Consider the following 12,693-nt stretch of genomic DNA (forward strand, 5'->3'; position numbering starts at 1 on the left):
TTCGTGCCTCAGCCGCCCTTGACAAACTCAATAGCAAGCAAAAAAAACATTTGAAATCGAAAAGAAAAATTAAATTTGAATCAACTTTGACGACCAGACAGAGTTTAGATTACACTCCCTATTGCCTAGCAAATTCCTCCAACAAAAGGTTGCAATTCCACTTACTCAATATTGCCGACGCAACCGGATAGACTCTTGGGTTCTTGTAAGCGATATCAGTCAGAATGCTAATTAAAACAATTATATTTTCGTTAGCCCTCTTATATTTCGCTACTCTTTTATAAAAGTCGCTTAGAGCTATAGTAAGACTACCAGAATTTGGATATCTGTCTGCTAGTGTGTGAATAATCAATAAATGTTTTTGTAGACTTTTCCCAAGTTTAATATTATTTATCCAGTATATCTTATCTTCTTTAACGGATGCTCGAATAACACTCCCAGAAGTATTTGTTTTCTGAGGATTTACCTTCAATCCAAGCTCAATCAATATTTCAGTAATAAACTTAACTATCGTCTCACCATCACTTGGGTTATTGGTAAATATACGATAGTCATCCCTATATCTCAGGATCTGATAATCGTTAATCTCAGGTTTCAATACCAGCCTTTCTGACAACTGCAAATCTGCGTATCCTAAGACCATCTCTGCGACAAAATCCATAAGTGCACTGCCTTGGGGAATCCCATTAGTTTGCCCGTTAGACATGGACTGTAAACTTTTGTCGATAACATTCCCTATAAGCGTATTATCATTTTTTTTGGCCTTCGCTACCGCCTTGTCATGCATCGCCCATGCAACTGAATGGGTATAAAGAGCACCATAACAATCTGTAATGTCTGTTTGCGTCAAATACTGATAATCCAAGGCCATTTCAATAGATTTCTGCTCGACATCATGCCACCAATGTGACACCATTTCTGCCTTATCGGATCTCTTGGTCTTAGATTCAATGGGAATACTTAAACAGTGTATTTTAGGGTTAGTGGCAAATTCAGCAAAACGATTCACCACAGTTGTCCATGTTATCTCCTCGGTGATCTTGTGAACAAGATGAACATAAATTGCAGGATGTATAAGTTGAAATGGTCTCCATGCATACCTGCCATCTTTGTTATTAATTAGCTTATAATTCACGTCCTCATGGCTACTTGGATCATCAGCCTTAGTACCAACCCCATTGGATTTCGGTATCTGGCAGCAAAAGTTGGAAAGATCCCTAGCTCCTAATTTTGCCACAACTGTATCAAGTAGAGAGTTGAAGTCAAAATATAACGGTAAATCGACACTACAATAACTTGTTCCCTTCAAGAAAAAATTACGCGCATCAAGATTACTAAGCCCGAGAATATTGCCGGCATCATTTTCAAACTCAACGTCTTCATGATTAATCAAGATCTCATCATCAGATGCAAATTCTAAAAGGGATTCGTTATTGGTCATTCTGTTCTTCTAGACAATGTTCAAAAGCATATTTACCACAACTTATCGAGTAGACCCAATATTTTCGATGTTAATAAGACTATATATAGGCTCTATCGACCTAAAAGACCCTGAATAAGAGATTCTTCTTTCCTGCCCCTTTTCTTTTAACACAGTCAATTTCCTTTTGAGTTCTTCCTCATTTTGTACATCAAATATCCCTTTTACCTTTTCAAAATGTCGCTTAGAGGTAATTCTATTAAAAAATGGAATTGGCTTGTACTCATCATAATAGATATACGTCATAGCAAACCAATGGGTGTCATTCATGGTTGCTATATAGAAACACAATAAATCTGCCTCAATCAAATGCTCCTTATTAACGCTATCAGGTATCCTTTTGATAATAAGATCAGCCATTGAGCTGTGAAAATTCTTTGAGTACGTCTCTTTATAATAAGCATCAAATGAATCAACATAATTATATAGATCGGAAAAACTACTAGGCTCCTTTTTGTGAGTATATTTATCTTGAAAATAATACCCAGAATAAAATAGCTCTTCAATAAATTTATAATTCTCATTTTTTATTCCAGTTGCAATTAAGTACAGGAATATTTCGTGAATTAAAAATTTAAAATGATCAAATTCTATTTCATAAAAAGAATTTGTTTCATCAAGTGGTCGTTTAAACAATGGAAGCCGTTCAAGAAATTTTAAAATAATATCAACATCAAATTCTCCATATTCTTCTTTTGTAACTTTATCAAAGAACGCAATAAAATCATTTCTCAATGGAGTGGACAAAATAATCTGGTCGTGCACTTGCTTGCCCATTAAAATATTATCAGCCTTCTGAATCTTAAATGACAATCCTTTTAAACTCTCTGTAAACTCGTCTAAAAAATCTCTCAATAAAGAATTTATGCGGTTTGAATTTTTACTCGCATGAGCGTCAAATCCTCTGACCAAAATTGATGTTTTGTGACTTAAGTGGATTTCCTCTTGCAAATAGCTCGGCATCTTTCCTAGCTGTGGTTTACTGTAGGCTGGTTTTCCAAATATATTTCGAATTAGTTTCTCATAATTTTCCTCAAAGGTATCCTGATCACTTAAGTCTACATATATCCTGCTTTCTAAATAAGTTGGAAAATATCCCTTACCCTCTTCGTTTCTCTCGGCAACAATTGGGATAAATTTCTCTTGCGATACATTATTATATACTTGTGGACTAATAATCTGGGTTTCTGTACCCACACCACCACTACGCTGATCTGCTTTTTCAGAATACTTTCGGTCCAAAATGATAAGCACCTTATCTATTTCAGGAGATTTCACCATGGACTCCATAAAGTCATATTTATCTTGCCCTTCTTTCAAGTCCCATTTATCAATAGTCGTATCCACTCCATCTGAAACAAGTCTTTCGGCCAAATTTATTACCCATTCCTCATGAGATAGCGTTGTCCAGCTATAGGAGATAAAAACTCGTTTTATTATTTGTTCTTTTGAAAGCATGATTAAAAGTCCTTACAAAATATATATTTCACCCTTCTCCCCCCTCAACAAACGTCTTCACAAACCCCAATATCTTATCCAAAATCCGGTCGCCTATTTTCTTGCGTTGTAGCAAGGATGGGCGCCCAGCTTTTAAAAGAGACAGGACTTCGTCACGGAGTGGTTCGCGTTCGGCAAAGAGGTAGTCTTCAATTAACTGTTGTGTTTTGTCGGCATCGAGGTTTTCCTCTTCTATCAGTACATTGAACGATTTGATTTGTTCCAGCTGCCAGAATTCATCAAACTTATCACTGATATCGCTAACGTCTTCGATCAGGGGCAGGTTTTCTTCGATAAATTTCTCGATCAGATCCCGCTTGCTACGGAGCTGTATTTCTGAATTTAACAGTTGCTCAATCTCTCTGCGTTTTCGTTCCTGATCTTTTGGCTTAGCTGTTTTCAGTCCGGCCAAAAGTTTCAAAATATAGGTAACGTTGATCTCATCACGGTGAATGAGTTCCAGCTCAAAATCCACCTCTTCCAAAATGGATACTTTTTCTTTGGTATGGTTAGACTTTACTTTGTCGTGCAAATCGAGATATTTGCTCTTGTAATCCTCAAAAGTTTGCTCGGTAAGCCCTAATTCTTCCCACGAAAAATCAGCAAAAGATTCCAGGATATTCTTGATCCGGATCAGATCACGGAAAGCTTTCACAAATTTCAGTTCATCTTCTTCGCTTACCAGTTCATTCACGCTCTTGACTGTCGGCGTGATATCCAACAGTTTCTCTATCGCCGTATTGAACTTCTCAACGTAATCTTCAAACGGTTCAAGAATGATTTCTTCAATGGCTTCTTTGTTACTGAACAACGTAATAGCTTCATCCGTCACCTTTTTTAGATTACGGAACACCACAATATTTCCCTGCGACTTCTGCTCATTCAAAATCCGGTTAGTACGGGAATAAGCCTGAATCAATCCGTGGAATTTCAGATTTTTATCCACATACAATGTATTTACCTTTTTGGCATCAAAACCCGTCAGGAACATATTCACGACCAACAGAATATCAATCCGGCTGGCCGGGCTATCCGGGCTTTTCTCCCGGTCTTTGAGTTTTTTGGAAAGATCGTTGTAATAATTATAAAAGGATTGTGAATCCCTGGTCGAAAACTTAGTACCAAACATGGTATTGTAATGTCCAATATAGCTATCCAGCTTTTCACGGCTATGCATATTAATCACAGGGGCTATTTCCTGCGCCTGTCCGTAAGATACCGGCGGATCCGCTGCCATCCGTAATCCTGGTGTGAGCATCTCCGTATCCTCACGTATCAGTCCGTCGGCGTTGGCATCGTCCTCATTGGCTACATAGCTGAATATCGTCGCCACTTTCAGGTCGTGTTCTCCTGCTTCTTTCTTTTTTTGAAAAAGATCATAATAGCGGATCAGTGATTCCACACTGCTCACACAAAACATGGCTGAGTAATCACGGTTATGCGTTTTACGGCCATGATGCGCCAGAATATAATCAACGATCTTCTCTACACGTGCCGGAGATTCCATCAATTCCCGTGTATCAATATCTTCTACTTCAATATCTATTTCGTTATCTGTTCCGTCTTTTCGCTTAAATCTCCCCACATATTCAATAGAAAATCGCAACACGTTTTCATCTCGAATGGCATCGGTGATGACATACTTATGAAGACATTCTTCAAACAAATCTTTGGTAGTGCGTTTACCCAGTTCATTTTTGACCGAATTATCGGCAAAAATTGGTGTGCCTGTAAAGCCAAAGAGCTGAATGTTATTAAAGAAAGCTTTGATCCGGTTGTGGGTTTCACCAAACTGAGAACGGTGACATTCATCAAAGATGAATACAATTCGTTCATTTTGAAGCGCAGACATTTTACTCAAATGGTGCTTCTTACTAATAGCCGTATTTAATTTCTGAATGGTGGTTACGATCAGTTTGGTATCATCCGTAAACTGCGTAACCAGATCATGAGTATTTTCCGTGGCATCAACACCACCTTTTTTGAAGCTATCAAACTCTTTGGTTGTTTGATAATCCAAATCCTTTCGGTCTACGACAAAGACCACTTTTTTCACCTGCGGCAAACTCGTCAGTATCTGGCTGGCTTTAAAGGATGTCAGCGTTTTACCTGAACCTGTTGTATGCCAGATATATCCGTTTTTAGCCGGGCCAGCATCACGCGTATTTTTGACCCGATCAATCAAAGCTTCAACGGCATAAAACTGATACGGTCGCAGTACCATCAGAATTTTATGAGTTTCGTTCAACACAATATATTTGCTGATCATCTTGGAGATATGGCAAGGTTCCAAAAATGCGCTGGTAAAGCCATTCAAGATGTTGGTCAGGCGTTTATTATCTTTATCCGTCCAGTAGAAAGTTTGCTTAAAAGACTGGTTCCGATTGTTGGCGTAATATTTGGTATTGACGCCATTGCTGATCACAAACAGCTGTACATACTGGAACAGCGCCGCACCCGCTCCAAAAGAATGACCCTGGTAACGATTGATCTGATTAAATGCTTCTTTAAGTTCCAGCCCCCGCCGTTTAAGTTCTATCTGTACCATCGGCAGGCCATTGATCAGCAGCGTGACGTCGTAACGATTTTTGTATTTGCCTTCCATTGATACCTGGTGTGTGACCTGAAACTGATTCTGGCACCAATGCTCTGTGTTGATAAATTCAAAATAGAGACTATCGCCATTATCCCGAACGATATGCTGCTTTTCCCGAAGCGTTTTTGCTTTTTCAAATACCGATCCCTTACTCAGTAAATTGAGGACTTTCTCAAACTCACCCGCCGTAAACAGAATCTTATTATGTTTTTCCAGTTGTGCTTTTAAGTTCGTTAAGAGCTGGCTTTCACCTTGGATGGCGACCAGGCCGTAGCCCATACCTTGCAGTTGGGTCACTAACTGTTCTTCTAAAACTTGTTCGGGTTGTTTAGGCATTACTTTGTTCAAGTTACTGATCCTTTACCAAGAGAGAATTCAAACAAACATCTGTTGAAGAAGTCCATTTTTCCACTGCTCGGCTTTATCGATTTGGGTTTTCGTATGGTCGATCTTCTTATTTATGGCAGATAAGAAGTTAGCTATTTTAGTTTGTATTTCTTTACTAGGAAAAGGTATCATTACACTAGCCAACTTACTGGACGAGAGGCCCAGAACTTTTGTTCCTTGTGCAATTGTCATAATTTGCGCACGAACTCTTTCGGACCTAAGCATGTAGCCACCAAAGCCAATTGCATTTTGATTTTCAATTAACCTTGCATGAATTGTATGCAATCCAGCTACAATCTTTTCATTCCCAACATGAACAATTTCAATTGCCTTTCCAATATCCGCATAATCTTCCGAAGCATCCGCAATTATTAAATCTCCATTTTTACAATATTGTCTTTCAGTAATTTTAGATGTGTTAACATCCATATTAATGAAAGGAACAACTTCCCTTTCAATAACTCTTTTTTCTTTTTGAGCTGGGTCAGTTTTTCATCCACTTTGATAAGGAATGATGCTATTTTTAGTTGTTCGGGGAGTGAAGGAAATGATATTTCGATTCCTTTAATTATTCCACCACTTAAATTCTCTTGTCCTCCTTGATTGCTTAAATCTCTGATTTCCTCATATCGCTTTGATAAATTTTGAAATAAAAATATTGAACTGAGAAATTTACGGTTTACGATTATCGCTGCGCAAGCTTGGTTAGTAGACGCTTCAATGCCTAGTCTCGCAACCTTACCTCTTGTTTTTCCTTGGCCATACATAGCCATTAAGATGGTATCCTTTGGAAACAATTTTGCAGATGAATTCTTTAATCCTGCATCTGTAATTTTTTCCTCAGAATGAGTAATTACATTAAAATCAATTAAAGAAGTTGTAACCCAAGAAATATTTCCATTCCAGTTAATTGGGTTTGTTCGACTAGGTGTCCCTCCCGATGACACTTCCGCCAAATTCCCTAATTTCTTCTTCTCCCACTGATCATCAAATCCCAAAAAGCGAAGTTTTGGCACATTCATTTGTATATCCATACTATTTTTTCGCCCCTTTGATTTTCGTTTCCAGAGCTTTTAATTCCTCAATATCTATGACATCAGCCTGCCTTGCTTCTTCTACTTTTCGCTTTGTATCAAACTGTTCATAGAGTTGTTCTACCATTTTCTCCATTTGCGCATTGCTGACACGACCTTTGTTCGTAAGTAATTGTCTGTCATTGAATTCAATAATTCGATCTATATTATTTCGCCAAAAATTCATGGTAATATCCTGCCTGTTTTTAGCACGTAACTCTGCCGTTTCCAGAAACACTGTCACAAACCGGTTTAATGTGTCTAGTTCATCATCCGTCAGGTAGTTCTTTGAAATATAGATATCCTGTTTTCTGACAATGCTACCCTTCCAGTTGGTAAGCGCCATATTGGGCTCATTTGGATTGGCGCGGCTTACAATAATTTCAGCGGCAGTATGGCCGGTAATAGCAAATAGAATCTTATTCTGAGCCTCAGCAAAAAACATCTGGGTGGCTTTATCCGTTGTATCATAATCACTACTCAGTGCGAACAAATCGCGAACTTTCTGATAAAAACGTTTTTCAGAAGCCCGTATATCTCGTATGCGAGCTAGTAACTCATCAAAATAGTCTGGACGCCCATCTGGATTTTTAAGACGCTCGTCGTCCATGACAAATCCCTTAACCATATACTCTTTCAAGTTACGATTAGCCCACTGCCTGAACTGCGTTCCCCTCTTACTCCTAACCCGGAATCCAATGGCCAGGGTCATGTCCAGACTGTAAAAGGTAATATTATAAGTCTTCCCGTCACTGGCAGTTGTCAAGTATTCCTTGACAACTGAATCCAAAGACAACTCTTTTTCTTTCAGTATGTTATTTATATGCAGGCTTATATTCTGCTTGGAGGTGTCAAAAAGTTCAGCCAACTGACTTTGGCTCATCCAGACAGACCCATCTTGCGCGTAGAGCGATACCGACGCTTTACCATCCTGTGTCTGGTAAATGATAATTTCTGTATTTAACTGCGGTGCTAGTTTCTTTGCCATGTCCACATTCCGGTTCAAAATGGTTTTTCAATTCCCAACTCATCACAAAAAGCGGCCAACTCCTGATCGGTAGCCAACATATCGGTTTCCAATGCTTTCAGTTCTTTCGCAACAGCATTGATATCAATGCTGTTTTCTGCCTCAAACGTATCGACATAACGCGGGATGTTGAGGTTATAATCGTTTTCGACAATCTGACTTAATGAAGCAATTTTACTATATTTTTCAATTTCGGTGCGATTACGATAGGTAGTGATAATCCTATCAACATCATCCTCACGCAGGATATTCTGAGTTTTTACTTTTTCAAAATCACGACTGGCATCGATAAACAGAATATTTTCCGGGTTTTCGCGGCATTTTTTAAAAACCAATACCGAAGTTGGAATACTCGTACCATAGAAAATATTAGCTGGTAGGCCAATCACTGCATCGAGGTAATTTTTTTCTTCAATCAAGAAACGACGGATATGTTGTTCAGCCCCTCCACGGAAAAGCACACCATGTGGCAATACAATCGCCATACTGCCGTTTTCGGCCAGGTGATGCACCATGTGTTGTACAAAGGCAAAGTCGGCTTTCGTCCCTGGGGCCAAACGTCCATACTGACTAAAACGATCATCGGTCAAAAATAAAGGGCTTGCACTCCAATGTGCCGAAAAAGGTGGATTGGCCACGATGGCTTCAAACTGTAAGTCTAAATGCTGTGGATTTTCCAGTGTATCGTCATTCTTGATATCAAATTTCCGGTAATGCACATCGTGCAGGATCATGTTCATCCGGGCCAGGTTGTAAGTCGTAGGGTTGCGTTCCTGTCCGTAGAAGTTACTGACTTCCTTAACCTCCTTAGCTACACGCAACAACAAAGAACCCGATCCACAAGTTGGATCATAGACTGATCGTAAACGCTCCTTTCCTGTTGTGACGATTTTTGCAAGAATTTTACTGACTTGCTGAGGCGTGTAAAACTCCCCTGCTTTTTTTCCTGCCCCACTGGCAAACTGTCCAATCAGATATTCATAAGCGTCGCCCAATACATCGAGTTCTGTATCTTCTAATTTAAAATCTATTTTATCCAGGTGCACCAGCACTTTTGAGATTAACTCATTCCGCAGTTCCGGCGTTTTGCCCAGCTTGCTGCTCGTCAGATCCATATCCTCAAAGAGGTTGTCAAAATCCTCCTCACTTGCTGTACCCATGGTACTGAGCTGGATATTGGTTAAAATACGTTGCAGTTCTTCCAGAATAAAATTACTCGCACTTCCCTCTTCACCGTCACTATTCCCACGTTTTGCTACTTCTCTGAACAGTTCCGAAGGTTTCAGGAAGTACCCTAGTTTCTCTAAGGATTCCTCTTGCACCGCTTCTAAAAACGCCCGGCCATCTTCGGTATGCTCATTAATATCTTTATATCTGATGCCATCCTGTTCCAAAATTGCATTGGCATATAGTTCCATTTTCTCGGCCAGATACTTATAGAAAATAAAACCCAGGATATAATCCCTAAATTCATCGGCATTCATTTTACCACGGAGGGTATTGGCAATATTCCAAAGCTGCTGTTCAAGCACACGCTTCTGATCTTCACTCATTATATGTTCTTTTTCAATTAATTAAATTGTATTCAGACCAGCACTACCTTACCACATGAGTAGCTGACGGAGAAGCCCTAAATCCGGATGTTACAAAGTAAAGATAATTTATGGTCTTACGTCGGAAACAATCTAGGAATTCAGTCTGTGGTGAAGAATTGTACACTGAACTATGAATTTTGGATAAGCTCTAAAACTTCTAATCAGAACATTCACTCACCTACCCACCTGGTACTTCAAGCATGTCAATTTACTATTAGATTACATAATATTTGTTTAATCTATTTGGTTCATTTACCTTACAAAGTATGATATAAGTAATTTATAATGTTGAAATTAACATCACGGGGCCTATGGTTTACTTTACTGACTATTTTAACATTGATGAAGATGTTTTAGAAAAATACGGCGCTTTCAACATCTCTTTGATCAATGATCTTCCCCTTTTTATTGATCCCTTCCTTTTATACGGAAGTGAAAATCCCGATTATCAAACAATGCACCAAAGTATTTTGAGTTATCTCTCATTTTTACAAAGCAAATCTCAGAGGGGTAATATCACAGATACTAAGATATCTTCCTGGTATAAGTTCTCCGAAGTAAAGCAAAATTGGCTAGGATTTAGTGTTGCTGGCAACGGAGGTAGCGGATTGGGAGAAAAATTTGGTCGAGCTATGTCATCTTATATGCATATAATTTTTGATGACATCTTTGAAGAAAAAATATCCCAAACATCTCACTTAGAAAAAGCTGCTTTATTTCAAATCGGTGTAGGCAAGGATAATATCAGCGATTTCACATGCAATCTTATAAAATGTTATCTGTTGGAATACACAGAATCGTTTGCGAAGCAATTTCTAAAAACCGAACAGACCAGGCAATGTTCGGTTGATAAGGCTTATTTTGATTACGAAGTTGAAAAATGGATGACAAAAAAATACGTCCTTCCCATCTATAAAGATGATTTCGTCCTGTTAACTCCAAGAGACCTTTTAACGAAGGATGAGAACTGGATTAATAGTAATGACCTTAAAGGAGATTTTACTGGAATTTGTAATTCCATACCGAATGACCAACTTAGAAATGACATCACAAACTTTTATCGCCGAATGTTACCCGCACCAGTTTTTGTTGGAAAAGGTAAAAGGCGTAGGGAAAAATTACCTTCACAAGAGGATATTGCGAAAGCTGTCAACGAAACTATTATTAAATTCCCAGAAATAGTAGATTACTATATCAAACTGAAAGAAAGTCTAACTGACGAAGCAAAAAGTGTTGCCGATGAAAAAGTGCAGGAAGTCGAGGTTATTTTCCAGCAACATGTGACACAACTAATTCAAAGCCTATTAGATGAAACCGATTTCTATAAATACAAACCTGATAGTTCATATGAAGAGGCTCTTATAAGAATTCACTTTCTCAAAGACGTAATAGAAAATAAAGACGGCTATAAATTATTTTATCACAAAGGAAAACCAATTAAACGAGAGTCAGACCTTCAGGTTATGTATCGGCTTACTTGGTTTACTTCACCTATCGATATTAATAGAGAGGTAAATAATGGCCGTGGCCCAGTTGATTACATTGCATCAAACGGCGCTAACGATAAAGCCCTTATTGAGTTCAAATTAGCATCGAACTCAAAAATAAAAATGAACTTACAAAATCAGACCAAAGTGTATGAAGCAGCCAGTAACGCTAAGAAATCCATAAAAGCTATTATGTATTTCGATGAAATTGAGCACCAAAGGGTCAAATCTATAATAAAAGAGCTTGGCTTGCAGGATGACAAAAGTATCGTTTTAATCGACGCTGGAGATAACAAACCATCTGCATCAAACGTGCGATAATTATTTCATTACATGGCGACGCTATAAATTAATCACCGCATCCAACGCATCATCCGTAGTCTTCGTGATAAAATTGCTCTGGTAGCCCATGGTCGTCTTAATATCAGAGTGTCGATAAAGCCTTTGCAAAATATTGGCTGGAATACGATCAGCAGATATTTGAGCGAAGCTATGCCTGGCAATGTGCATAGACAAGGATTTTGTCAGCTCTAATTTTGCGGCTACCTTTTTCAAATAGTCATTCCCGCTTTTAATCCTGGTTTTGATATAGCTTTGCACCTCATATGCTTTGGTTAAATCAGGCATGACAGCCAAATCAGGAAATACCAGATCATGCGCATTAACGCCTTTCGGATACTGTTCTAGTATCTCCCATACCTTAGTGGGTACTTTCAGAGATCCGGTTTTTAGATTTTTCCCCATGGCATAGTACAAACGATCATTCTGAAAATCTGACCATTTAAGTCTCAACACGTCTGAAATACGCATGCCTGCAAAATAGAAAGATACCATCCAAAGATTCCGTGCATGGTTCTCACCAGCTGGAAGCTCTAACTGTTCCAATGCCTTCACCTCTTCCACAGTCAATCCTATCTTCAAACTATCTGGAAATTTGATGGATATTCTTCCTTTTCCAAATGGGTAATATTTTTGATCTACCAACCCATCTACAATAGCCCGGTTAAAAATGGTACGGATGATAACTAAATGATTGACGGCGGTACGTTCCGATATCGTGCGCTTACCAATCAGATAGGCTTTAAATTTTAGCAACAGTGCCGGATTGATTTCTGCAAAGCTAATGTCTGAACCACCCAAAAATGTTTTGAACTGCTGAATACGGGGTTCATCTGCCGAACGCTGATTGAACTTCCCGCACATTTTTAAATCCTCACAATAAACCGCCGCCTGAGCAAAAAATGAGGCTCCTACCTTGGGTTTGATTTGATTGCGAATGGCTTTAACTGAAATATCTTTTTCATGTGCTCCCATATTGAGCATCTTATCGTTGGCCTCTGCTTTCTTTTTAAGAATAAAGTTATTCATCTGCACAGAATTTGGATGAGATTTCTTAACTTTCTGTGCCACAACATCCCAATCGGACTCCTTTATATCGTGTCCTAAATAGATATAAGTGGATTTCCGGTCTAGGGTGACACGCAGGGCTAGTGGGTAAGTACCATCCTGTTTCCCTTTTTTTCGCAGGACAACTTTAAGTGATGAGGCCAT

At 38.7% G+C, this 12,693-nt stretch carries 9 protein-coding genes; 1 reads left to right on the forward strand and 8 read right to left on the reverse strand.

Annotated features, from left to right (window positions below; genetic code table 11):
* Window positions 1–118 precede the first annotated feature (118 nt).
* Genes RB622_RS10750 through RB622_RS10780 form a run of 7 tightly spaced genes read right to left on the reverse strand, consistent with a single transcriptional unit; the run spans window position 119 to window position 9,613 of the window.
* Window positions 119–1,441, reverse strand: coding sequence for an RNA-directed DNA polymerase (locus tag RB622_RS10750; RefSeq protein WP_308046547.1), 1,323 nt, complete (start codon window positions 1,439–1,441; stop codon window positions 119–121).
* A 42-nt stretch (window positions 1,442–1,483) separates the two neighbouring features.
* Window positions 1,484–2,938, reverse strand: coding sequence for a toll/interleukin-1 receptor domain-containing protein (locus RB622_RS10755; protein WP_308046548.1), 1,455 nt, complete (start codon window positions 2,936–2,938; stop codon window positions 1,484–1,486).
* 28 nt (window positions 2,939–2,966) lie between these two features.
* Window positions 2,967–5,909, reverse strand: a complete 2,943-nt coding sequence (locus RB622_RS10760) for a type I restriction endonuclease subunit R (protein WP_308046549.1) — start codon at window positions 5,907–5,909, stop codon at window positions 2,967–2,969.
* Between the two features lie 39 nt (window positions 5,910–5,948).
* The gene (locus RB622_RS10765; RefSeq protein ID WP_308046550.1) at window positions 5,949–6,389 is read right to left on the reverse strand and encodes a restriction endonuclease subunit S; all 441 of its coding nucleotides are present in this window, start codon (window positions 6,387–6,389) and stop codon (window positions 5,949–5,951) included.
* Complete coding sequence (locus tag RB622_RS10770) at window positions 6,332–6,994, reverse strand: restriction endonuclease subunit S (protein WP_308046551.1); 663 nt, start codon at window positions 6,992–6,994, stop codon at window positions 6,332–6,334. The genes RB622_RS10765 and RB622_RS10770 overlap by 58 nt, the downstream gene beginning before the upstream one ends.
* 1 nt (window position 6,995) lies before the next feature.
* Window positions 6,996–8,021 (reverse strand): virulence RhuM family protein, encoded by a 1,026-nt coding sequence (locus RB622_RS10775; RefSeq protein WP_308046552.1) that lies wholly within the window; start codon window positions 8,019–8,021, stop codon window positions 6,996–6,998.
* 14 nt (window positions 8,022–8,035) lie between these two features.
* Entirely contained in the window at window positions 8,036–9,613 is a 1,578-nt protein-coding gene (locus RB622_RS10780; protein ID WP_308046553.1) for a type I restriction-modification system subunit M, read from the reverse strand.
* Window positions 9,614–9,966: 353 nt separating this feature from the next.
* Here RB622_RS10780 and RB622_RS10785 point away from each other — a divergent pair, with 353 nt between their 5' ends.
* Complete coding sequence (locus tag RB622_RS10785; protein ID WP_308046554.1) at window positions 9,967–11,463, forward strand: hypothetical protein; 1,497 nt, start codon at window positions 9,967–9,969, stop codon at window positions 11,461–11,463.
* A 21-nt stretch (window positions 11,464–11,484) separates the two neighbouring features.
* Here the strand turns inward: RB622_RS10785 and RB622_RS10790 are convergent, their stop codons facing one another.
* Window positions 11,485–12,693 (reverse strand): site-specific integrase, encoded by a 1,209-nt coding sequence (locus tag RB622_RS10790; protein WP_308046555.1) that lies wholly within the window; start codon window positions 12,691–12,693, stop codon window positions 11,485–11,487.

It is taken from the genome of Dyadobacter sp. LHD-138, from assembly GCF_030929615.1.
Classification (GTDB): domain Bacteria; phylum Bacteroidota; class Bacteroidia; order Cytophagales; family Spirosomataceae; genus Dyadobacter.